The organism is Streptomyces sp. NPDC027672, assembly GCF_055566335.1.
In genome coordinates this window covers 921,239-943,801 of record NZ_JBVHSO010000001.1, presented here as the reverse complement: position 1 = coordinate 943,801, position 22,563 = coordinate 921,239, and the positions used below count along the sequence as shown (strand labels likewise).

Here is a 22,563-nt window from a genome sequence, read left to right as displayed (position 1 = left end):
GGTGTCTCGTTTGGAGAGGGAGAAGCCGACAGCCGCGGAAGTATCGACGCTGTTTCCGAGCCGGTCGTCCCGTCACTCGTATGCCCAAGCTCGCCCAGTCTGCCGGTACTCCTCCACGGGGATCGGTTCGACTCCGGTTCGCATACGAGCCGTGTACAGCAGGCCGTCAAGGTGGTCGATCTCGTGGTGAATGAGGCGGGCAAGGCCCCGTTCGTAGACGGCAGTGGTGGTCTCGCCGGCCAAGGTGGTGGCCTCGACGGTGATTCGCAGTGGGCGAGGGACAAGCCCGCGGACGTCGAAGAAGCTGAGGCAGCCTTCGTACTGCTCGTCCGTCTCCGCCGAGTGCTCGTTGATCCGCGGGTTGAGCAGGATGACGGCCGGGGCGTCGTCGGGCGGAAGGACGACGGCCGCGGCGCGGGCGATGCCGATCTGTGGGGCGGCGATGCCCATGCCCTTGGCGAAGGGGTGGACCTGGCCGATGCGCTCGATGGCGGCGAAGAGTTCGTCCACGATGCGCTCTGCCTCTTCGCGCTCGGCGGGCAGGTGGAAGGGACGGGCCGGTTCGGTGAGGATGCCGGCCCCGTGCTGGACGACGCCGAGGTCTCGCATGCGCTGGCTGGGCCGCACCTCAATCACCTGAACTCCCTTGTTCTGCTGCGCCTTCTGGCCGTGCTCGGTACCGCCATTCCAGACGGTACCGAGCGTGCAGGGCGGGTGTGGTCGTGATCCATGTGAATTGCCGTAGCCCTGCGTCGTCGCTGCGGACGGGTGGGGTGCGCAGCGGGGAGGCTTCGGCGGTCATGGACGTCTCCGTGCCCCACACGACGGGATCGAGGCCAGCGGGGAAGACGAGCTGGACTTCGAGCTGTTCGGTGGGCAGGCGTACGGCTCGCTGGAACCAGTTGCCCCACGCCGCGCCGCACCATGGGTCGAGGCGGCCCGCGCCTACAGCCGGCAGGGGCGCCCGGCGGACGCCTACCAGGCCCTGAGGATCGCCGAGACCTGCGCCGCCCAGGACGTCCGCCGCCCCGACGTCCGCGACCTGGTCGCCGATATGGCCGCCCGTGACCGCCGACGTACCCTGCCGGAACTGCATCACTTCAGCCGCCGACTGGGAGGCCCCGCATGACCGGACCGACCGCCCCGGACAAGAAGCCCTTCCTGTACGTCGTCGTGTGCGCGAGCGGTGTCGCCGGTGACGTCGGCAAGCTGATCACGGCCGCCCAGGAGGCGAACTGGGATGTGGGCGTCATCGCCACCCCGCAGGGACTCGGCTTCCTCGACGCGACGGCGGTCGAGGCGCAGACCGGTTACCCGATCCGCTCCGCCTGGCGCTCACCGGGAGACCCGCGCCCCCTGCCCCCGGCGGACGCGATCGCCGTGGCTCCCGCCACCTTCAACACGATCAACAAGTGGGCCGCCGGGATCTCCGACACCCTCGCCCTGGGCATCCTGTGCGAGGCATACGGCATGGGCATCCCGACCGTGGCCCTGCCCTACCTGAACTCCGCCCAGGCCGCCCACCCCGCCTACCGGCAGAGCCTGGACCGGTTGCGGGGGATGGGTGTCCTGATCGGCTCGGGCGAACCGCACCGGCCGAAGGCCGACGGCGCGGCGGACCGCTTCCGCTGGGAGGAAGCCCTCGAACTGCTGGCACCCACCGTCGACACACCGCGGTGAGGCCCTGCCCACCGGAAGCGCAGGGCACATCATTCCTGACTCAGTCCCGAAGGTCTCTGACCATGACCGCGTACACCGGTGAGTCGGCGAACGGTTGCTGCTCGCCGACTCTGGCGTATCCCCATGTCTCATAGAGCGCTTGGACCTTGGGGTGTGTGACGTCGACCAGCAGCACGGCGAGGTCTTCCGTACGTTCCTTGAGCAGCGCCTCGTGCAGGCGGTCGGCAATTCCCTGCTTACGCCAGCCTGGGCGCACCATCACTTCGGAGACCGCGTAGGTGGAGGAATAGCCGTTGTCCGGCTCGTACGCGGTGGAGCGCCACCATTCGCGGCCGGGGGTGAGCGGGGCGCCGTAGGCGAGGCCGACCGGTTCGTCTTCGTCGTACGCCACCACGCAGGAGAAGCCGTCCATGCCGGTCCAGTGGTCGACGAACCAGGCGAAGCGCTGGTGAAAAGGGTCGTCCATCTGGTCGGCGTAGGCATCGGCGTGTACGTCGATGAGCATCCGCCGGAAGCCTTCGGGAAGGTATCCGTGCTGGAAATGACGCAGGTCGATCACGCTCGACTCCATTCGGTTCGCATGCGGTCTGCCCAGTCTCGTGCGCAGGAGGCGGAGGGAGCCATGACGAACAGGCCCCGGTGGAAGTCGCCCATGAGCGTGCGCATACGGCCGGGCAGTGGGTCGCCATCCATGATGGTGAAGACGTCGGTGGCTGAGGCCGTGGCCTGTTCCGCCTCTCCCTGGTGGAGCTGTGCGAGGGCGAGCTGGGCGGTCGCGAGGGCCTTGTTGCGCCGGAAGGCGGTGGGGATCCTGGCCAGCGCACGGTGCGCCATGGCTTCGGCATGAGGGTGGCGTCCGCTGTTGAACTGGACGATTGCGGCGAGATGGTCAAGTTCGGCCTGCCCGTAGAAGGCGGTCCAGCGCGGGCGCTCTCGGTCGGCCACCCTGGTGAAAGTGTCCTGGGCTGATCCCAGTGACCGCAGGCCCGCACGGCCGTCGCCGAGAGCCGCGTACGCGAGGGCGATGCGGACTCGGCCCAGCGAGTCGAAGAACGGGTCTCGGCGAGCCGCTGCGGAGGCTTGCGCGGCCTGGGCCGCTGCGAGGGCTTCGGGCCAGTTCTGCCGCTGGTAGGCGAGCATCGAGAGGTTGACCCAGACCCGCATTTCGGTGGGGCCGTCCTGGGAGAGGCCGGCGTACGTCGCTGATTCGTTCAGGTAGCTCTGGGCCCGGTCGAGGTTGCGGGCGTCGATGCAGGACCAGGCGGCGATGGTGGTGTACTCGGCGGCCAATGAGTACAGGGCTCGGCGAACGCGTTCGCCGGCGTTTCGCTGCTGTAGCTCCAGCACCCTGGTGCGGCCCTGGGCGGCCGCCTTCTCCAGTGCCGTGTGTCCGCCCTGGCGGTCGTCGGCTTCGACAAGGGTGTTCATCCCGGCAGCGACCCGGGCCACGTCCGACATACCGACGGTCCGGCGTGTGGCCATCAAGGGAACGGCGGCAGCAGCGCTTCCGGTCGCTGAGGTGAGGAAAGTGCGACGCCGCACGGGGTCCTCCTGCGGGTGTTGCATGGTGCGTGGTGCGCTGAACCCTAAGTCCTCGACGGGACAGCCGAACACTCGCTCCAGGGCTGCACATGTGCGTCCGATGGGATGGCGGGAGGTCCCGTTGAGGAGGTTGCGGATTGTGCGGTCGGAGACGTCACCTGGCCTACCGGTGATCTCTGCCAACGCAGCGTTCATCCGACCGGCCAACTCTTCCTGAGTGAGCCCCAGTTCCTCCATCCGGCTCCTGAGGATGGCGTTCGCTCCCATGGACCGACCGTAGCCCCGTGGTCACTGGACGAACCAGCCCCGAGGTCATCGGAGCGTAAAGTCTTCCGGTTCGCGGAGGTACGGCGGGGCACGAGTTTTCCTGTTCGCCGTCGGCCAAGGGCCGTTGACTTGGTATCAGCCGTTGAGTGGGCGAGATTGACGTTCCTGCCTCTCGATGGCGTGGAGGAAAGCCCGTACCTGCGCACCCGTCGGGGGCGGGCGTCCCAGCCTCGGAGGGATGACCCCTTGACCATGACCACCGCCACACCGACAGCGACCGGTGTCCCGGGCTACGCCGAGACGATGCCGTGCGAGCCGGAGTCCGCGCGCCGCGCGCGTCTGCTCGTCTCCGCGGCTCTGGACACCTGGGGTATAAGCGAGTTGGCCGAGGTAGGCACTCTGATTGTTTCGGAGCTGGTCAGCAATGCCGTCGGTCACACGCCCTGTCGCGTGATCCGTGTGGTGATTCGGCGCGAGACGGCCGAAGTGATTCGGATCGGCGTTGCCGACAAGTGCCGAGACATCCCGGAACAGGGTCGTCCTGAAGGTGACTCCGAGGGCGGCCGAGGTCTGCTCCTGGTGGAGTCGCTGAGCTGGCGATGGGGCTACGACCTGCATCGTTGGGGCAAGCTGGTTTGGGCAGAGGTGCGGGTGCCGGCCGCATGCTGATCTCACGCATCTCCTTACGACTCCTGCCTTCGGAGGAACCGGTCGGCGACCCGTTTCCGGACGCGTGCGTGGAGCCGGCCATCGGCCCGGCTCGTCCGTCTGACGAGGCCGGCGCGGTGGTTGTCCCAGAGCCGGTTCGGACACTCCCGCCGACCTTGTGCGGCTTCGCGTCGAGTCGGGACTGGCTCTCGGCGAGATCCGCGCCGAGGTGCAGCCTGCCGAGACCGCGTGGCGGCAGCAGCTCAGCCGCTGGTACGGCGACGGTCGACTGGCGGTCGAGGTCCGTGCACCGGACATCAGCCTCCTTCAACGGGTCCTGGACAGCCTGCACAATCCTGGTCCGGTTTCGACGTGGGTTCCGGCGCCGGCGCCTCTTCTTCCCGGCGCTCCTGAGACTCCCGCACGAGCAGGACCGCGTCCTCGATGCCGTGCGGGTGGGCAAGTCACACGAAGGACAAGAACATCCGACAGGAAGGAAGACCGTGTTCAACCACATGGACCGCTTTCCCACGGGCAGCCCGCTGCCGCAGGGGCATCTGACCGCTGCCCCGTGGGGTCTGCGTCGCATCGCCCCGTACCCGCCCGTCGAGGGCCCCGCCTACGCGACGGTGACGCTGGATCCGGGTACACAGACTGCCCGGTACTTCGACACTTCGGGGGCGCCCACCATGTCCCCGGGCCACGGCACGTCCTCGGGCACGAATCCGGCTACCGGCACCACGGGCCAGGGTGACCGCAACAGCGACTCCCCGGACAGCGACACGGGGAACGACACCGACCAGTGACTCTGGTGACGAACGACGATCGTCCGGTCCTGGTCGTCACCAACCTCGACGACCCGACCGCGGACTTCGTGATCGCAGAGCTGCACGACCGGGGCGTCCCGGTCGTGCGGTTCGACTCCGGTGACTTCCCCGCCACCCTGTCGTGCTCGGCCGCCATCGGCGGCACCGACAGCTGGCAGGGAAACCTGCAGACCCCGAGCCGACGCGCCGACCTGGGCGCGGTGCGTTCCGTGTACTACCGGCGCCCCTCCGGGTTTGCCTTCCCCCACCTGGACAAGCAGGACGAACGCTTCGCCGTCGGCCAGGCGCGCTACGGGCTCGGAGGCATCCTGACCTCGCTGCCCGGCTGCCTTTACGTCAACCATCCCCATCGCATCGGCGACGCGGAGTACAAGCCGGCCGGGCTCGCGGCAGCGGCGGCGGCCGGCTTCACCCTTCCGCCGACGTTGATCACCAACGTTGCCGACGACGCGCGGGCCTTCATCAAGGCGCAAGGTCCCGTCATCTTCAAGCCGATCTCGGTTCCGCTCTACCTGGTCGACGGCAAGGCCCAGACGGTCCCCGTGACCGAGGTGACCGCCGACGAGATCGACGATTCCGTGTCCGGCACCATGCACCTCTTCCAGAAGCGGGTGGACAAGGTTGCCGATATCCGGGTGACTGTGATCGGCGAGCAGATCTTCGCCGTGCGTATCGACTCTGGTCTTCTCGACTGGCGTACGGACTACCGCACTCACACATACACGCCGCTTGCCGCGCCATCCGCGGTGGAGCGGTCGATGCGTGCCTATCTGAAGCACTTCGGGCTCGTCTTCGGGGCGTTCGACTTCGCTCTGACCGACCGCGGCGAGTGGATCTTCATCGAGTGCAATCCTTCCGGGCAGTGGGCCTGGATGGAGCCGCCGACCGGTCTGCCGATGACTGCCGCACTCGCCGATCTCCTGGAAGGAGGACTCCGTGGCCAGTGAAACCGACATCGAGACGGCCGCGGCCGATCTCAGGCGCAGGCTCGCCCGACAACTGGAGAAAGACGGCTGGCTGCGTTCGCCGCAGTGGCGGGCCGCCGTGGAGGCCGTGCCCCGCCACAGGTTCATCCCGCGCTTCTACCGGGAGAGCCACGCCCCGGGCGTCACCACCTGGGAGCCGGTCACACCGGAGACGGTCGGCAAGGAGGAGTGGCTCCGGCTCGTCTACACCGACGAGACATGGATGACCCAGTTTGACGGCCGGGACATCGACTGGGCTGATCCGAAACCGATCAGCAACGCGACCCCGACGTCATCGTCGACATTGCCGAGCCTCGTGGTCCGGATGCTCGAAGACCTGGATGTGCAGGACGGCATGAAGGCGCTGGAGATCGGCACCGGAACCGGTTACTCGACAGCACTGATGTGCCACCGGCTCGGCAGTGAGAGCGTGACCTCGATCGAGACGGACGAGGGCGTGGCCCGACGAGCCGGCCACGCCCTCACCGGATCCGGTCATACACCCCGCCTGCTGGTGGGGGATGGTCGCGCCGGCCACCCCGGCGGAGCCCCGTACGACCGGCTGATCGCCACGTGCGGCTTCCGCAGCGTCCCGCCCGCCTGGCTGGAACAGGTCCGGCCGGGCGGTGTCATCCTCACCACCCTGCGCGGCTGGATGCGCTCCCTCGGCCTGGCCAGACTCATCGTCACCGGTGACAGCGCGAGCGGCTGGTTCAGTGAGGACGACCCGAGCTTCATGATCGCCCGCCAGCAGGATGCTCCGGAGAGCCTCGGCGTGGTCCCGGGTCCCGACGACGGGACAGTACGGAAAGCCGTACGCGGGCCAGAGGTTCTCGCCAGCTCCGGGCCGGCGTTCATGGCGCAGCTCGCGGCGCCGGACGCCCGCTTCTTCTCGATGGCGGTCGACGGCGGCCCGGTCAGCACGTTTCTACTGGACAGCGTCACCGATTCCTTCGCCGTCCTCGCTCCCACGGAGAGCGGCTGGCAGGTCCGTCAGGGCGGCCCCCGCCGCCTGTGGGACGCGATCGAGTCGGCGGTGTCCACCTGGGAGGAGTACGACTCACCGCACACTGCGGCGTTCGGCGTGACCGTCTCCCGCGACCACCAGGCCGTCTGGTTGGGGAACCCGAACGGCCCACAGTGGCCGCTACCCTCCTGAGACAGCCCCCACCCACGCGAGGAACGCCAGATGGACGACGAACCGCTGAAGGACTGGGCGGAACGCCGTGACGCGAAGATCGGCCGACTTCGCGCCCTGCCTGTCGTGCCCGGCGACGGGCCCAGGGCATCGCATCTGAATCCGGATGCATCCCGCGCCATCGAGCGCTGGAACGGGCATGCCTGGGAGCCGTACGGGCTCGCCGCCAGCCTGGCCGACGCCCAAGCCGTCCTGTACCCGGAGGCCAACGAGCCCTCACCCCGAGGGCCGGTGCCGAAGCCGCTCGGCTCCGGCACCGGCAAGCACCGCAAACCCCAGGCGCCCAGGCCGGACGGTGGCGGCCGGGCACAGAGGTGATCAGCGCCGCCGTACCTGAGGCTGCTGCGTGCGCGGAACGGCTCCCGCACGAGCACTGACCTGGCGTATCCGCCGCCTCGGCGAACGACACACACCCGGCGCACGAGCCCGGGCAGTCAACGCGCACTACGTCGAGGGCACCCCTACTGGGGAGCCGGCGCGTTGGGGGCGCTCCTGCCCGCCCTGGAAAGTGGAGAGGGCGGGGTCCGCGAACCCCGCCCACCGTCCAGGAAAGCCCGGCTCAAGGCCACACCAAGCAATAAGGCTGGTGTCCCGCCTCATGCAGGCGATGTGAGAAGTCCTGCCACTCGTGCAGCAGTTGGTACACGTTGAACGCGTCCCGGGGGCCGCCGCGGTCCGGGACCGTGGACCAGATGAAGGCCGCCGCGCCCACCGCCTCCTCGCCGATGCCGCGCAGGGGGTCGACGACCGTCATGGGGAGTTTGACCACGGCGTAGTCGGGGTGCAGGACGACCAGTTCCAGGGGCGGGACCTTGTGCAGGGGGACGCCCTCGATGCCGGTGAGGACCATCGCGGCCATCGTCTCCGGCTTGATCTTGGTGAACATGCCGTTCATGCCCAGCTCGTCGCCGCCGAGTTCCTCGGGTCGCATCGAGATGGGGACACGGGCCGCGGTCGCGCCGTCCGGTGCGCCGAAGTACTTGTACGTCACCCCCACCCGACCACCATTCCTGCTCCCCGCCCGGAGGCGGTCGGCCCGGTGGTCGACCCGGCGGTCGATCTGCCGGTCGTACCGCTCGGGCTCTCCCGGTGCATCCTGTGCCTGACGTGCGTCGGTCTGTCGTGTCTCGGTCGTTTCCTCCGCGTCGCGCCGGTGCCTTCCCCGCCGGGCACGTCGAGGACCCAGGTCGTCAGTCCCCTCGCCCAGTCCGCCACCGCGATGCATATCTCCACCCGACTGCTTTTCTAGGACGCGTGGCCCCCGCCGCGCAACCCGATCATCGTGTCAGTGACCTCCCCCGCGGCCGTCCGCCGAAACGTACGGTGGAACAACACGCCGCGCGGGAAATTCCCGGCCCCTGATCATTACGTGCGCAGGAGCTGTGTGTATCAGTTCTCAGTCTCGCAGACGAGGGATGGCACCGCTTCGATCTTGAGGGCGACGGCACCGCGGCCGGGGCGCGGCCTACCCTGAGGAGGTCCCCCCGCAACCGGAGCCCGAGAAGCCGGAGAAGCCGCACGTCATGAGTGCCATGAGCGAAACGCCCTATCCCTACGACGCGCCCGTGTCCCAGGCGCTCTTCGACCGCGCCTCCGTCGTCACGCCGGGCGGAGTGAACTCCCCGGTGCGCGCCTTCCGCGCCGTCGGCGGCACGCCCCGGTTCATGGTGTCGGGCACGGGCCCCTACCTCACCGACGCCGACGGCCGCGAGTACGTCGACCTGGTCTGTTCCTGGGGCCCGATGATCCTCGGACACTCCCACCCGGAGGTCGTCGCCGCCGTACAGGAGGCCGTCGCGCGCGGCACGTCGTTCGGCACGCCCGGCGAGGGCGAGGTGGCGCTGGCCGAGGAGATCGTCGCCCGGATCGAGCCGGTGGAGCAGGTGCGGCTGGTCAGCAGCGGCACCGAGGCCACCATGTCGGCGATCCGGCTGGCCCGCGGGTTCACCCGGCGGTCGAAGGTGATCAAGTTCGCCGGCTGCTACCACGGGCACGTGGACTCGCTGCTCGCCGCGGCCGGCAGCGGTGTCGCCACCTTCGCGCTGCCCGACACGCCCGGCGTCACCGGGGCCCAGGCCGGCGACACGATCGTGCTGCCGTACAACGACCTGGAGGCCGTGCAGGAGGCCTTCCACCGGCACCCCGGTGAGATCGCCTGTGTGATCACCGAGGCGTCGCCGGGCAACATGGGCGTCGTGCCGCCGGACCCCGGGTTCAACCAGGGTCTGAAGGACGCCTGCCGGAAGAACGGCGCCCTGTTCATCTCCGACGAGGTGATGACCGGGTTCCGCACCAGCCGCGCCGGGTGGTACGGCGTGGAGGGCGTGGCGCCCGACCTGATGACCTTCGGCAAGGTCATGGGCGGCGGGTTCCCGGCCGCGGCGTTCGGCGGCCGGGCCGATGTCATGGCCCACCTCGCGCCCGCCGGACCCGTGTACCAGGCCGGCACCCTCTCCGGGAACCCGGTCGCCACCGCGGCCGGCCTCGCCCAGCTCCGGCTGCTCGACGACGCCGCGTACGAGAAGGTCGACGGCGTCTCGGAGCAGGTCCGGACGCTGGTGAGCGAGGCGCTGGCCAAGGAGGGCGTCGCGCACCGGGTGCAGACCGCCTCCAACATGTTCTCCGTGTTCTTCACGGACCGGCGGGTACGCGACTACGAGGACGCCAAGCGGCAGGAGTCCCACCGCTACACCGCGTTCTTCCACTCGATGCTGGCGAACGGCGTCTACCTGCCGCCGTCGTCCTTCGAGTCCTGGTTCGTGTCCACGGCCCACGACGAGCGGGCCATCCAGACCATCGCCGACGCCGTTCCGGCGGCGGCCCGGGCGGCTGCGGAGGCCACGGCGTCATGAGCGGCACCTCTGAGAACACCCTCGGGAACGACTCCGGGAACTCCCTCGGGAACACCCTGGGGAGCGGCTCCGGGGCCGGGGCCCGGAGCAAGGACGTCACCGTCGTCCACGTCATGCGGCACGGCGAGGTCGAGAACCCGGACGGCATCCTGTACGGCCGGCTGCCCGGCTACCACCTGTCCGAGCTGGGCCGGCAGATGGCCGACCGGGTCGCCGAGCACCTGGCCTCCCGGGACGTGACGTACGTCTGCGCCTCGCCGCTGGAGCGGGCGCAGGAGAGCGCCACGCCGATCGCCAAGGCGCACGGGCTGGACCTCGCCACCGACGAGCGGCTGATCGAGGCCGGCAACGTCTTCCAGGGCAAGACCTTCGGCGTCGGCGACGGCGCGCTGCGCAAGCCGGACAACTGGAAGCACCTCGTCAACCCGTTCCGGCCGTCCTGGGGCGAGCCGTACGTCGACCAGGTCGTGCGCATGATGGGCGCGCTGAACGCGGCCAGGGACGAGGCGCGCGGCCACGAGGCGGTGCTGGTCAGCCACCAGCTGCCGATCTGGATCCTGCGGTCGTACGTCGAGCGGCGGCGGCTGTGGCACGACCCGCGCAAGCGGCAGTGCACGCTCGCCTCCCTGACGTCCTTCACCTATCAGGGTGACAAGATCGTGTCGGTCGGGTACAGCGAACCGGCCATCGATCTGGTCCCGGTGCACCTGCGGGCCGGTGGCCGGCCGCAGAAGGGCAAGGGCACGGTCCAGGGGAAGGCGTTCGGCGCCTGACCGGGCCGGCCGGGCCACCGGTCGTCACGCAGCGTCCGTTTGGTGTGGCTTAGCGCATTTTCGCAGGTCTTGTTACGAAAAGCAGAAGAATCAGGGGAACCTCCCCGATCATCGCGCCCTCTGACTGGGTGACCAGCAGGCAGCAGCGATGATCGGGGTTCTCCCATGCCCATTCACTCCCGGCCCCTCTCCCGGAGGGGAATGCTCGGCCTCGGCGCGGGTGCGGCCGCCGCCGCCTCGCTCGCCGGCTGCGGTCCCACGTCCTCGGACGGCGCCGGGCACCCCGCCGGTTCCCGGACCCAGCAGGGCAGCAAGGGCGGGCGGCGTCCGGCGCGGCCCATCGGGGACGGCTCCACCTCCTTCACCGGCCCGCAGCCGCACCAGCCGGCCAGGCCGGAGCCGCTGGAGCCGGGCCAGACCCCACCGCAGTTCGTGATCTTCTCCTGGGACGGCGCCGGCGAGGTCGGCAACGGTCTCTTCCCGCGCTTCCTGGACCTGGCCAAGGAGCACGGCGCGAGCATGACCTTCTTCCTCTCGGGGCTGTATCTGCTGCCCGAGTCGAAGAAGCGGCTGTACGAGCCCCCGAACAACCCGCGCGGCGCCTCCGACATCGGCTACCTCACCGACGAGCACATCAAGGCGACGCTGGCGAACGTGCGCCGGGCCTGGCTGGAGGGCCACGAGATCGGCACCCACTTCAACGGGCACTTCTGCGCCGGGGGCGGCACGGTCGGCAACTGGACGCCGCAGCAGTGGGGGAGCGAGATACGCCAGGCCAAGGCGTTCGTGAAGGAGTGGCGGACCAACACCGGCTGGACCGATCTGCCCTCGCTGCCGTTCGACTACGACAAGGAGCTGGCCGGCGGCCGTACGCCCTGTCTGCTCGGCCAGGACAAGCTGCTGCCCACGGCCCGCGAGCTGGGCTGGCGCTACGACGCCTCGTCGCCGGGCGGCCGTCAGGTGTGGCCGGACAAGCGCCTGGGCATCTGGGACCTGCCCCTCCAGCAGATACCTTTCCCCGGACGCTCGTTCGAGGTCCTGTCCATGGACTACAACATGCTCGCCAACCAGTCGCTGAACTCGACCAAGGCGCCCGCCTACAACTACCCGGGCTGGCGCAAGCAGTCCGCGCAGGCGTACATCCAGGGCTTCCAGCGGGCCTACGAGACGAACCGGGCGCCGTTCTTCGTCGGCAACCACTTCGAGCAGTGGAACGGCGGCATCTACATGGACGCCGTAGAGGAAGCCTTCAAGCACATCGCGCGGGAGAAGGAGAAGGGCGCCGACGTGCGGCTGGTCTCCTTCCGCCAGTTCGTGGACTGGATGGACGTGCAGAAGCCCGAGACGCTCGCCAAGCTGCGCACGCTCGGTGTCGGGCAGCAGCCCGCCGGGGGCTGGAAGCAGTTCCTGCGGAAGACCGGCGCGGCCTCCTCCGACGCGGCCTGAGCGGCGCCGGCCGGCCCGCCCGGGCGGCACCGGGCCCACCGGCCCCGCAATGACGGATGTCCGAATTGCCCCGTGTAAATACGCCCTGAAATGCGCTTTTCCGCCCGGCAGGGGGGCGCGCGAAAACCCGGGCACCGCCATGCGAAACTTTTCACATGAGTACCCGTAGCCGCGCCGTCCTGCTGACCGCTGTGGCCGCCGCCGCGGCCCTCACCCTGTCCGCGTGCGGTAAGGGCGGCGTCTCCGGCGGCGGTGGCGACACCCACTTCGTCACCGGCAGCAACGGCATCGACACCGTCCCGGCCGGCAAGCGCGTCGCGGCCCCGGACCTGTCCGGCAAGACCATCGACGGCAAGACCCTCGACGTGGCCGACTACCAGGGCCAGGTCGTCGTCATCAACGTCTGGGGCTCGTGGTGCGGCCCGTGCCGGAACGAGGCGCAGTACTTCGCCAAGGTCTCGAAGCAGTACGAGGACAAGGGCGTCAAGTTCGTCGGCATCAACACCCGGGACACCAGCACCACCCCGGCCGTGAACTTCGAGAAGGAGCACGGTGTCGGGTACCCGAGCCTGTACGACCCGACGGGCAGGCTGATGCTCCGCTTCAAGAAGGGCACGCTCAACCCGCAGCTCGTCCCCTCCACGCTCGTCCTCGACCGGCACGGGAAGGTCGCCGCGCGGGCCCTGGAGGCGCTGGACGACACCGGGCTGCTTGAGATGATCAAGCCGGTCCTGGCGGAGAAGTGACGTGAGCGCACTGCTGACGCTGGCCGCGGGGACGGGCGGCAACCAGACGGTCCTGCACGGCGCGCTGCTGGTCGCGCTGCCGATCGCCCTGTTCGCCGGGCTCCTGTCCTTCTTCTCGCCCTGCGTGCTGCCCCTGGTGCCGGGCTACCTCTCCTACGTCACCGGTGTCGCGGGCACCGACCTGGCCGAGGCCAGACGCGGCCGGATGTTCGCCGGCGCCTCCCTGTTCGTGCTCGGCTTCAGCGCGGTGTTCGTCTCCAGCGGGGCGCTCTTCGGCTACTTCGGCGCCAACCTGATCGACTACCAGGGCACCCTGTCCAAGGTGCTCGGCGTGCTCATGATCGCGATGGGCGCGTTCTTCATGGGGCTGCTGCCCTGGTTCACCATGCGCGAGTTCCGCTTCCACAAGCGGCCGGCCGGCGGCCTGCTCGGCGCGCCCGTCCTCGGCGCCCTCTTCGGCGTCGGCTGGACGCCCTGCATGGGCCCGACGCTCTCCTCCGTGAACCTGCTGTCCTTCAACGAGTCCAGCGCCGCGCGCGGCTCCCTGCTGATGCTCGTCTACTGCCTCGGCCTCGGCGTCCCCTTCGTGCTCACCGCGGTCGGCTTCCGCAAGGCGCTCGGCGCCTTCGCCTGGGTCAAGCGCCACTATGTGTGGGTGATGCGCTTCGGCGGCTCGATGATGATCGTGACCGGTGTGCTGCTGCTGACCGGCGCCTGGAGCGGACTGGTGCAGCAGATGCAGACCTGGTCCGACGGCTTCAATGTGGGGATCTGACCGATGAGCAAGACCGACACCGACAACAGCCGGGAGCGGGAGGAGCTGGGAGCGGCCGGCTCCCGGCTGTCCACCGCCCCGCAGGAGGAACCGGCGGGCCTGCCGGGCCTCGGTGTCATCGGCTGGGTGCGCTGGTTCTGGCGGCAGCTGACCTCGATGCGGGTCGCGCTGCTGCTGCTCCTGCTGCTCTCGCTCGGCGCGATCCCCGGCTCGCTGATCCCGCAGACCGGCGCGGACGCGAACAAGGTCGAGGAGTTCCGCGCCGCGCACCGCACGCTGGCGCCGGTCTACGACAGGCTGGGCCTGTTCCACGTCTACAGCTCGGTGTGGTTCTCCGCGATCTACATCCTGCTGTTCGTCTCCCTCGTCGGCTGCATCGTGCCCCGCACCTGGCAGTTCGTCGGCCAGCTACGCGGCCGTCCGCCGGGCGCGCCCCAGCGGCTGACCCGGCTGCCCGCGTACACGACGTGGCGCACGGAGACCGACCCGGAGCAGGTCCGCGAGGCCGCGCTCGCCCTGCTGAAGAAGCGCCGCTTCCGCGCCCATGCCGCCGGTGACGCCGTCGCCGCCGAGAAGGGCTATCTGCGCGAGGTGGGCAACCTGGTCTTCCACATCGCCCTGATCGTGCTGCTGATCGCGTTCGCCTCCGGCCAGCTGTACAAGTCGGACGGCACCAAGCTGATGGTGGAGGGCGACGGCTTCTCCAACGCGCTGCCGATGTACGACGACTTCAAGTCCGGCAGCCTGTTCCGGCCCGACGACCTGGTGCCGTTCAGCTTCGACCTGAAGGCCTTCACGGGCACCTACGAGCCGTCCGGACCCAACAAGGGCACCCCGCGCACCTATGAGGCGAAGGTCCGCTACAGCAAGGGCGCGTACGGCAAGGAGACGACGACCACCGTCAAGGTCAACGAGCCGCTGGAGATCGACGGCGCCAAGGTCTACCTGGTCAGCCACGGCTACGCGCCCGTGATCACCGTCCGGGACGGCAAGGGCGCGGTCGTCTACCGCGACGCCGTACCGCTGCTGCCGCTGGACGGCAACGTCACCTCGCAGGGTGTCGTCAAGGTCATGGACGGCTACCGCGATCCGCGGGGCAGGAAGGAGCAGCTCGGCTTCCAGGCGTTCTTCGTGCCGACCTTCGACCCGCGCAGCGGCACGATGCTCTCGCAGTTCCCCGCGCTGGTGAACCCGCTGCTCGCGGTGAACGCCTACCACGGCGACCTGGGAGTGGACTCGGGCATCCCGCAGAGCGTGTACCAGCTCGACAAGAAGCACATGAAGGCGTTCAAGGACGGCAAGGGCCAGCTCCTGAAGAAGCTGCTCAAGCCGGGCGACACGCTCACGCTGCCCGGCGGCGCCGGCTCCGTCACGTTCGAGAAGGACGTCAAGGAGTGGGCCGGCTTCGAGATCGTCCAGGAGCCCGGCAGCGGCTGGGCGCTCGGCGGTGCCCTCGCCGCCATCTTCGGTCTGGCCGGCTCCCTGTTCATCCAGCGCCGCCGTGTGTGGGTGCGGGCCGTGCGCGGCGCCGACGGCGTCACGGTGGTGGAGATGGCCGGGCTCGGCCGCAGCGAGTCCGCCCGGCTGCCCGAGGAACTGGGCGAGCTGGCCGGACACCTCTACGACCGGGCGCCGGGAGCCGCCGGCCCCGACGACGACCCCGCACGAACCCCCGACCTCCGAGCCGTACCTGCCGAAGGGGCTGAGAAGTGACGCTCGCCGCCGCCACCAACGAACATCTCGCGAGCATCAGCAACACGCTGATCTACTCGTCGATGGCCGTCTACACCCTGGCCTTCTTCGCCTACATCGCCGAGTGGCTGCTCGGCAGCCGCAGCAAGGTCGGCCGTACGGCCGCCGCGCTCACCGCCGGCGCCGGACGCACGGCGGACCGTCCCGCCGTCGCGGTGCGGCAGGCCGGCGGCACCGCCGTGCTGGAGCGGCCCCGGGTCGTCGTCCGCTCGGCGGCCAGCGCCCGGGACGTGCCGGACGGTCCCGGCGCGCACGGCGGTGACGAGCAGGGCGACCTGTACGGCCGCATCGCCATCTCCCTCACCGTGCTCGCGTTCCTGGTGGAGCTGGCCGGCGTCGTCGCCCGCGCGGCCTCCGTGGAGCGGGCGCCGTGGGGCAACATGTACGAGTTCAACATCACCTTCTCCACGGTCGCCGTCGGCGTGTACCTCGCGCTGCTGGCACTGCGGAAGAACGTGCGCTGGCTCGGCCTGTTCCTCACCACCACGGTCCTGCTCGACCTGGGCCTGGCGGTCACCGTCCTGTACACGGCCAGCGACCAGCTCGTGCCGGCCCTGCACTCGTACTGGCTGTACATCCACGTCTCCACCGCGATCTTCTGCGGCGCGGTGTTCTACGTCGGCGCGGTCGCCACGATCCTGTACCTGTTCAAGGACGCGTACGAGAACAAGCTCCTCAACGGCGGCAAGCCCGGCTCCTTCGCGTCCTCGGTGCTGGAGCGGCTGCCCGCCTCCGCGTCCCTGGACAAGTTCGCCTACCGGGTCAACGCGGCCGTCTTCCCGCTGTGGACGTTCACGATCATCGCGGGCGCGATCTGGGCGGGCGACGCCTGGGGCCGGTACTGGAACTGGGACCCGAAGGAGACCTGGTCCTTCATCACCTGGGTCGCCTACGCCTGCTACCTGCACGCCCGGGCCACGGCCGGCTGGAAGGGCCGCAAGGCCGCCTACCTGGCGCTGATCGCCTTCGGCTGCTGGCTGTTCAACTACTACGGCGTCAACATCTTCGTCTCCGGCAAGCACTCCTACGCGGGCGTCTGAGCCGGTCCGGCGCGAGCGGCGCGGGGCAGCGGCCGTAACCGGGTGCGCGCGCCCCGGGGCGGGGGCAGGCTGGTGGCATGAGCGGTTCCATCGCACAGGGCACCAGCCAGACCCACGGGAACACGCACATCCTGCATTTCGTGGTGCGGCTCCCGCGGCGCATGGAGGAGATCTGGCCCGCGCTGGCCACCCCGGAGGGACTGGCGGCCTGGTTCACGCCCGCCGATGTGCTCGAACCCCGGCTCGGCGGCGCGGTCGCCCTGCGCGGCCTGGGCAGCGGGGAGGTCACCGCGTGGGACGTGGACCGGGTCGCGGAGTACACGGTGGGGGCCGGCGGCCGGATCCGGTTCCATCTGGAGCGGGACGGTCAGGACGGCAGCGCGCTCCGCTGCACCCACGAGTTCCAGGGCGAGGAGGAGTCGGAGCAGCGCTGGCGTGACCGTTTCGAACGGCTGATCGAGACGCAGCAGCGGGACGGGACCTGACCGGGCCGGGTCCGGCCGGCCCCGGCCGGGCCCGGGGCCCGTCGGCTCACGAGACCGCGGACAGGCTGCCGTGGGCCACCGAGGCGATCCGGTCGCGCAGCCGCTCGGTGTAGAGCCGCATGTTCTTCGCCGCGACGTCCGTGTCCGGGTACCGGCTCGCCAGCCACAGCCCGTCGGGCAGCCGGTTCACCCACACGCAGACCTGGTCGCCGTACGACACCCGCAGCAGTCCGTACGCCTTCAGCTCCGCCCACCGGCCGGCGCCGGGCAGGGTGCGGGTGTCGATGTAGGAGACGATCGAGTACAGGTCCGGCGAGGTCGGCCGGAAGTCCGCGCCGAGCAGGTCCAGCACCCGGGCCAGCGGGATGCGGGCCAGCGCCCGGCTCGCCCGCAGCTCCGCGCGCACCGCCCGCAGGGCCTCCGGGAAGCCCCGGGTGCGGCCCACGGGCACCTCGATCGGGGCGCCGCCGACGTACCAGCCCACCGACTCGCTCCAGCAGGACTTCGCCCGGGTGTGGAAGGGCACCACCGTCCGGTACACCGGCTGTCCGCCCAGCTCGTGCACGATGAGCGCGGTCGCGGCCAGCAGCCCGGTCAGGGTGCCGCCGTAGGGCCGGCAGTACGCCTCGAACGCGGCCGCCGCGTCCGCGTCCGCCAGCGGCTCGCACAGCATCCGCTGCGGCGGCAGCGGACCGCCCGGCGCCAGGCCCAGGTCGACCGGGAAGCCCGGCAGCGTGCCGTCGCAGCGGCGGATGAACTCCCGCCAGCGGTCCACGATCGCGTGCCCGTCGTCGAGGTTGTCGGCGCGGGTCCGCTCGATCTCGCAGAAGTCGACGTAGCTGGCGGCCGGCGCCCCGGTGGCGGCCGCGGCGCCGGCCGGGCCCGCCGTGTACAGCTCGTGGATCTCGCCGGCGATCCGCTGCACGGAGTAGCCGTCGACGTTGCTGTGGTCGAAGGCCAGGTACACGCTCACGCCGTCGTCCCGGACGACCGCCGCGTAGATGAGATTCGGCCAGCGCAGCGCGTCCGCGACCGTGTCGAAGCGGTCCTGGAGGTGCCGGACGAGCGCGTCGGCGTCGGGGAAGAGGCCCACCTCCTCGCGGTGCAGGGACACGTCGGCCGCGTCCAGCGTGAACCGGCGCAGCGTGTCACCGGCGGCCCACCGGAAGCCGCTGCGCAGCGTCTCGTGCCGCACGGTCCAGGTGTGCAGGGCGCGCTCCAGCGCGTCCAGGTCGACCGGGCCGGGCAGGTCGAAGGCGGCGCCGAGCCAGGTCGGCACGGACAGCCCGTCCGCGCGGACGGACCGGGCCGTCCTGATGTGGGACTCCTGGATGTAGGCGGGCGGCCGGGTGTCGTCCGGGAGCGCCGCCGCCGCCGCGACGGTCGCCGGGCTCAGGGTCCACTCGACGAGCCGTCCCGGCCGGACCTCGCAGCGCTGGATGTCAGTGATTCGCACGCGTCTCCCATCACGGAAGGGGACCCCTGGATCGGGGCCCCCTGGCAAGGCAATGCCGTGGGACGCGGCCGGGACATGCCCGTCCGGTCCATTTCAACGGAACGGGTGGCGGGCCGAACGCGGAAGTGATTAACCGACGGTGACCGGCCGGGGCCGGCCGCCGGGAACACGGGCCTCCGCAAAAGTGTGACGGGCGTTCATATCCATGCGCTCGTGCGTTGGCCGGACGTTGTGCCGGCCGTCGTTCCGCGCGTGCACGATCCTGCCCCCGCCGACGCAGGAGAACCGGGTGGATCCACACAGAGCCGACAGCGACGCGTCCCCGCGAGGCGGCGAACCGCGCCTGCCGGTCGGCGCTCCGGCGGTCGTGCCCCCGCGGCGTTCGCCGGTGCGCAGGCTCCTGCCGCGCGTCGTCGCCGCGGTCACCGCGCTGTGCGCGATCGTCGTCCTCGCCGAGGGGCACGCCGCGCTGCCCTTCGCACGGATCGTCACCATCCGGGCAAAGATGGCCTCCAAGGCCGACTTCTTCGAGGACCCCGAGGTCCGGCGGCTGCTCGTCCGGCACGGCTTCCGCGTGCAGTTGACCCGCATGGGCTCCCGGGGCATCGCCACCCAGCGCTACGACGGCTACGACATCGTCTTCCCGTCGGGACAGCCCGCCGCCGACCTGATCACGGGCGAGCGCGCGGCCGAGGGCCATCCGGCCACCACCTACCGGCCGTTCGTCAGCCCGATCGTGCTCGGCACCTACCGGGAGTACGCCGAGACGCTCCAGGAGGCCGGGATCGCCACCCCGCTGCCGGGCGTGCCCGCCGGGGCCGAGCCGCTCTACTACTCGCTGGACATGCAGAGGTTCCTCGCCGCGTCCGCCGCCGGGCGCCGCTGGGACGACCTCGGCACCGACGCGCGTGGCCACCGCGTCGGCATCGACCGGCACGGCATCCACAACGGCAACAAGGTGCTCGCCCAGACCTCCGACATCTGCCAGGCCAACTCCGCCGGCACCTATCTGGGCCTGGTCTCCTACGTCTGGAACCACGCGGACATCCCGCAGAGCCCGCCGGAGGCGATCCGCTTCGCCGAGCGCGTCCGGCTGCTCCTCAACGACCAGGGCATGCCGTCCTCGGAGAAGAACGAGACCTACCTCTCCGCCGAGGGCAAGAGCATCTCCCCGATCGCGGTGATCTACGAGCACCAGTTCCTGGCCCACCAGATCGCCGCCCGCGCCGCCACCGGGCGCGTCGACGGCGAGCGGGTCCTGCTCTACCCGTCGGCCCGGTTCGTCACCGAGCCCCAGTTGATCGCCCTCACCCCGCACGGCGACGAGCTGGGCGAGCTGATCACCCGGGACCCGGCGCTGCAGCGGCGCGCGATGGAACTGGGCTTCCGGGTCCGGGACGCCGAGGGCGGCTCGGCCACCAGCGACGCGCTGACCCGGTTCCTGGGCGAGCACGGCATCCAGGCGCCCGTGCTCTCCGACGACGACACCAAGGCCGTACTGCCCCGGCTCGACCTGCTGGAACGCATGATCGAGAAGGTCGGCGACTGCCCTCCGGCCGCCCGCCCGACGGACGGGACGACCTCATGACGCCCGGCCCCCGCCGCCCCGGCTTCCGCAGCCCTCGTCGCCCCGGCCCCCATGCCTCCCGCCGTCCCGGCCTCCGCAGCCCCGGCCCCCTTACCTCCCGCAGCCCCGGCCCCCGCGTCCTCCGGCCGCTCCCGCTCGGGCTGTGTCTGGTGCTGCTCGCCGCGCTCGGCGGCTTCGTCGCCTGCTCCGGGGGCGACCGCGGCCCCGACACCACCCTGCGCGTCCTCGCCAGCGACGAGCTGACCGACATGAAGCCGCTGCTGGCCCGGCTCCGCGAGGACACCGGGGTCCGGCTGGACATGGACTACCGGGCCACCAACGACGCCGCCGGCACCCTGCTCACCGGCCGCCACTCCTACGACCTCGCCTGGCTCTCCTCCGACCGCTACCTCCGGCTGGAGGCCAAGCGGCTGCCGCCCGGCCGCGCGGCCGCCACCGGCGTGCAGAGCGCCTCGATCATGCGCTCCCCGGTCGTCGTCGGCCTCACCCCGGACGCTGCCCGCGCCCTGCGCGCCGCGGCCCCCGGCGGCCGGCCGTCCTGGGCCGACTTCGCCGACGCCGCCGCCACCGGGGCCGTACGGTTCGGGATGGCCGACCCCCGGCACAGCAACAGCGGCCTGGCCGCGCTGGTCGGCGTGGCCACCGCCGCCGCCGGCACCGGCCGTGCCCTGCGCCCCGCGGACGTCCGCTGCGACCGGCTGCGCGGCTTCCGCTCCGGACAGACCCTCACCGCGCCCGACTCGCACGCCCTGCTGGACGCCTTCGCCACCCGTCCCGGCCGTACCAACGCCCTGATCACCTACGAGTCCGAGCTGCTCGCCCTGAACGCCTCCGGCCGGCTCGCCCGGCCCCTGGAGATCGTCCACCCGGCCGACGGCATGATCCTGTCCGACTACCCGCTGCTCCTGCTCGACCCCGGCCGCCGCGCCGCCTACGACCGGGTCGTGGCCTGGCTGACCGGCACCGCCCACCAGCGGGAGATCATGCGCCGCACCCTGCGCCGCCCGGTCAGCACCGAGGTGGCCCGCGACGCCCGGCTGACCGCCCCGCTGGACAACGCGCTGTACTACCCCGACGACCCGGCCGTCCTGGACCGGCTGCTCGCCGACTACGGCGACCCGTACCGCCGCGAGACGGACCAGGTGATCTTCCTGCTGGACTCCTCCACCTCCATGCGCGGCGCCCGCACCCGCGCCCTGCGCGCCGCGTTCGCCGGGCTCAGCGGCGCCGACGGCTCCTCCCGCGCCAAGTTCGTCCGCTTCCACCGGGGCGAGCGGCTGACCGTCGTCCGGTTCGGCGGGCGCCCGCTGGCCGAGCGCACGGTCACCGTGCGCGGCCCGGCCGACCTGACCGCGCTGGCCGGCTTCGCCGCCACCGGCGGCTACGACGGCTCCACCGCCGTCTGGTCCGCCCTGGACCACGGCTACGCCACCGCCGAACGGGCCCTCGGCGCGGACCCGGCCCGGCGGGTGTCCCTCGTGCTGATGACGGACGGCGAGAACAACGCGGGCATCGCCTTCGCGGCCTTCGCCGGCCGCTACCGGGCCCGGTCCGCCGGTGTGCGCGCCGTGCACACCTACCCGGTGCGCTTCGGCGACGCCGACCCGGCACCGCTGCGCCGGGCCGCCGAGGTGACCGGCGGGCGCCTGGTCGACGCCGGCGCCTCCTCCCTGTCCGCCGCGTTCAAGGAGATCCGTGGCTGTTCTTGACGGCACCTGGTGGAGCGCCTGGTGGGGCCCGATGGCCTGGTGGCTGGCGGCCCTCGCCGGCCTGCTCGTGCTGGGCGGGCTGGCGCTGCGGCGCGGCATCGCCCGGCTCGGCAAGACCGCCGCCGACCCCAGCTACCTGCCGCTGTACCTGGACAACGACGCCGTGATGCGCCTGTTCAAGATGGGCAACTACAAGGCGGCGCTGCGCAAGGAGGTCGAGGAGCGGCGCATCCGCAGCGCCGGCTGCCTGGCGGTGATCCCGCTGGTGTCCCTGCTGTTCAAGGTGACCGGCGGCAGCACCACCGAGGTGGTCGCCAAGTACGTGGAGAAGAGCGAGCCGATCTCGGTGATCGGCCTGCTGCTGTCGGTGCTGCGCCGGGGCGACGCCCTGGTGGAGGTGCGGCTGCGGCCGGACTCCGGGACCGTCCTGCCCAACCGGGCGCTGCTGCGCGAGCTGGCCCGCAGCGAGGGCGGCTCCGGGGCCGCCGCGACCGTGCCGCTGACCGAGATCGGCGAGTTCGTCATGGTCACCGGCCGGTTCGAGGCGGGCGGCGGCCGGGGCGGGTCGCTGGTGATGCGGGCTCCCTACGCGGGCGGCGGCCCCGCCGCGCACCTGCGGGTCGTGCTGCGCGGCGACGGGCTGCTCACCCCGGACCGGCAGTTGCCCGAAGGCCAGTTCCAGGCGCACTGCCTGGGCAAGGTGACCAGCTGGGACCCCGGCGCCCGGGAGGTCGTGCTCCAGTACCCGGTCGCCGTCTTCCGCTGACGGCCGACCGTGATCCCGGCCGGAAGCAGGGGGTGGGCGCGGGGACAA

General features: G+C 71.0%; 22 protein-coding genes and 1 pseudogene. 18 read left to right on the top strand and 5 right to left on the bottom strand.

Translation table 11 applies throughout. The annotated features are described in order from the left end of the window. Positions 1–72: 72 nt before the first annotated feature. Positions 73–636 carry a peptide deformylase gene (locus ACZ4SV_RS04280; protein WP_468001194.1) on the bottom strand — a complete coding sequence of 188 codons (564 nt, stop codon included), beginning with the start codon at positions 634–636 and terminating at the stop codon, positions 73–75. Between the two features lie 262 nt (positions 637–898). On the opposite strand from ACZ4SV_RS04280, the pseudogene ACZ4SV_RS04275 reads away from it, so the two are divergent. Together ACZ4SV_RS04275 and ACZ4SV_RS04270 are read left to right on the top strand one after the other, a co-directional pair. After that, positions 899–1,129, top strand: a pseudogene (locus ACZ4SV_RS04275) (helix-turn-helix domain-containing protein); the annotation flags it as partial. Then, complete coding sequence (locus ACZ4SV_RS04270) at positions 1,126–1,680, top strand: flavoprotein (RefSeq protein WP_468001192.1); 555 nt, start codon at positions 1,126–1,128, stop codon at positions 1,678–1,680. The pseudogene ACZ4SV_RS04275 and the gene ACZ4SV_RS04270, both read left to right, overlap by 4 nt. 40 nt (positions 1,681–1,720) lie before the next feature. On the opposite strand, the gene ACZ4SV_RS04265 is transcribed toward ACZ4SV_RS04270, so the two are convergent. Further along, on the bottom strand, positions 1,721–2,251 hold the full coding sequence (locus ACZ4SV_RS04265; RefSeq protein WP_468001190.1) for a GNAT family N-acetyltransferase: 531 nt from the start codon (positions 2,249–2,251) through the stop codon (positions 1,721–1,723). After that, complete coding sequence (locus tag ACZ4SV_RS04260) at positions 2,236–3,489, bottom strand: helix-turn-helix domain-containing protein (protein WP_468001188.1); 1,254 nt, start codon at positions 3,487–3,489, stop codon at positions 2,236–2,238. The genes ACZ4SV_RS04265 and ACZ4SV_RS04260 overlap by 16 nt, the downstream gene beginning before the upstream one ends. Before the next feature lie 252 nt (positions 3,490–3,741). On the opposite strand from ACZ4SV_RS04260, the gene ACZ4SV_RS04255 reads away from it, so the two are divergent. The 5 genes from ACZ4SV_RS04255 to ACZ4SV_RS04235 all read left to right on the top strand — a co-directional run bounded on the left by ACZ4SV_RS04255 (position 3,742) and on the right by ACZ4SV_RS04235 (position 7,445). Then, positions 3,742–4,158, top strand: a complete 417-nt coding sequence (locus ACZ4SV_RS04255; protein WP_468001323.1) for an ATP-binding protein — start codon at positions 3,742–3,744, stop codon at positions 4,156–4,158. A 482-nt stretch (positions 4,159–4,640) separates the two neighbouring features. After that, positions 4,641–4,943 (top strand): putative ATP-grasp-modified RiPP, encoded by a 303-nt coding sequence (gene tgmA, locus ACZ4SV_RS04250; RefSeq protein ID WP_468001186.1) that lies wholly within the window; start codon positions 4,641–4,643, stop codon positions 4,941–4,943. Between the two features lie 5 nt (positions 4,944–4,948). Further along, positions 4,949–5,911 carry an ATP-grasp ribosomal peptide maturase gene (gene tgmB, locus ACZ4SV_RS04245; RefSeq protein ID WP_468001184.1) on the top strand — a complete coding sequence of 321 codons (963 nt, stop codon included), beginning with the start codon at positions 4,949–4,951 and terminating at the stop codon, positions 5,909–5,911. Next, positions 5,901–7,088 carry an ATP-grasp peptide maturase system methyltransferase gene (gene tgmC, locus ACZ4SV_RS04240; RefSeq protein ID WP_468001182.1) on the top strand — a complete coding sequence of 396 codons (1,188 nt, stop codon included), beginning with the start codon at positions 5,901–5,903 and terminating at the stop codon, positions 7,086–7,088. Before tgmB ends, tgmC begins: the two co-directional genes overlap by 11 nt. A gap of 30 nt (positions 7,089–7,118) precedes the next feature. Beyond that, positions 7,119–7,445: a DUF6087 family protein gene (locus ACZ4SV_RS04235; RefSeq protein ID WP_468001180.1), complete on the top strand. Its 327-nt coding sequence runs from the start codon at positions 7,119–7,121 to the stop codon at positions 7,443–7,445. A 241-nt stretch (positions 7,446–7,686) separates the two neighbouring features. Here ACZ4SV_RS04235 and ACZ4SV_RS04230 read toward each other — a convergent pair whose 3' ends face one another. After that, entirely contained in the window at positions 7,687–8,124 is a 438-nt protein-coding gene (locus tag ACZ4SV_RS04230) for a hypothetical protein (RefSeq protein ID WP_003974483.1), read from the bottom strand. A gap of 535 nt (positions 8,125–8,659) precedes the next feature. Here ACZ4SV_RS04230 and hemL point away from each other — a divergent pair. The 8 genes from hemL (at position 8,660) to ACZ4SV_RS04190 (ending at position 16,996) form a co-directional block, all read left to right on the top strand. Then, on the top strand, positions 8,660–9,979 hold the full coding sequence (hemL, locus tag ACZ4SV_RS04225; protein WP_365882903.1) for a glutamate-1-semialdehyde 2,1-aminomutase: 1,320 nt from the start codon (positions 8,660–8,662) through the stop codon (positions 9,977–9,979). 113 nt (positions 9,980–10,092) lie between these two features. Beyond that, positions 10,093–10,752, top strand: a complete 660-nt coding sequence (locus ACZ4SV_RS04220; RefSeq protein WP_468001322.1) for a histidine phosphatase family protein — start codon at positions 10,093–10,095, stop codon at positions 10,750–10,752. Positions 10,753–10,917: 165 nt separating this feature from the next. After that, positions 10,918–12,198 (top strand): polysaccharide deacetylase family protein, encoded by a 1,281-nt coding sequence (locus ACZ4SV_RS04215; RefSeq protein WP_468001178.1) that lies wholly within the window; start codon positions 10,918–10,920, stop codon positions 12,196–12,198. 155 nt (positions 12,199–12,353) lie between these two features. Then, positions 12,354–12,944 carry a TlpA family protein disulfide reductase gene (locus ACZ4SV_RS04210; RefSeq protein ID WP_397981585.1) on the top strand — a complete coding sequence of 197 codons (591 nt, stop codon included), beginning with the start codon at positions 12,354–12,356 and terminating at the stop codon, positions 12,942–12,944. A 1-nt stretch (position 12,945) separates the two neighbouring features. Further along, positions 12,946–13,719, top strand: coding sequence for a cytochrome c biogenesis CcdA family protein (locus ACZ4SV_RS04205; RefSeq protein WP_365878021.1), 774 nt, complete (start codon positions 12,946–12,948; stop codon positions 13,717–13,719). Positions 13,720–13,722: 3 nt separating this feature from the next. Next, the gene (gene resB, locus ACZ4SV_RS04200; protein WP_365878019.1) at positions 13,723–15,432 is read left to right on the top strand and encodes a cytochrome c biogenesis protein ResB; all 1,710 of its coding nucleotides are present in this window, start codon (positions 13,723–13,725) and stop codon (positions 15,430–15,432) included. After that, a complete protein-coding gene (gene ccsB / locus ACZ4SV_RS04195) occupies positions 15,429–16,511 on the top strand; it encodes a c-type cytochrome biogenesis protein CcsB (protein ID WP_468001176.1) in 1,083 nt (360 codons plus the stop codon). The genes resB and ccsB overlap by 4 nt, the downstream gene beginning before the upstream one ends. A gap of 77 nt (positions 16,512–16,588) precedes the next feature. After that, on the top strand, positions 16,589–16,996 hold the full coding sequence (locus tag ACZ4SV_RS04190; RefSeq protein WP_397938453.1) for an SRPBCC domain-containing protein: 408 nt from the start codon (positions 16,589–16,591) through the stop codon (positions 16,994–16,996). Positions 16,997–17,042: 46 nt separating this feature from the next. Here ACZ4SV_RS04190 and ACZ4SV_RS04185 read toward each other — a convergent pair whose 3' ends face one another. Next, entirely contained in the window at positions 17,043–18,452 is a 1,410-nt protein-coding gene (locus ACZ4SV_RS04185; RefSeq protein WP_468001175.1) for a condensation domain-containing protein, read from the bottom strand. Positions 18,453–18,741: 289 nt separating this feature from the next. On the opposite strand from ACZ4SV_RS04185, the gene ACZ4SV_RS04180 reads away from it, so the two are divergent. From ACZ4SV_RS04180 to ACZ4SV_RS04170, 3 genes are all read left to right on the top strand, one after another. Further along, complete coding sequence (locus ACZ4SV_RS04180; RefSeq protein ID WP_468001174.1) at positions 18,742–20,040, top strand: hypothetical protein; 1,299 nt, start codon at positions 18,742–18,744, stop codon at positions 20,038–20,040. 149 nt (positions 20,041–20,189) lie between these two features. Beyond that, complete coding sequence (locus tag ACZ4SV_RS04175; RefSeq protein WP_468001172.1) at positions 20,190–21,749, top strand: vWA domain-containing protein; 1,560 nt, start codon at positions 20,190–20,192, stop codon at positions 21,747–21,749. Continuing rightward, positions 21,736–22,515 (top strand): hypothetical protein, encoded by a 780-nt coding sequence (locus ACZ4SV_RS04170; RefSeq protein WP_365878008.1) that lies wholly within the window; start codon positions 21,736–21,738, stop codon positions 22,513–22,515. The genes ACZ4SV_RS04175 and ACZ4SV_RS04170 overlap by 14 nt, the downstream gene beginning before the upstream one ends. Positions 22,516–22,563 lie beyond the last annotated feature (48 nt).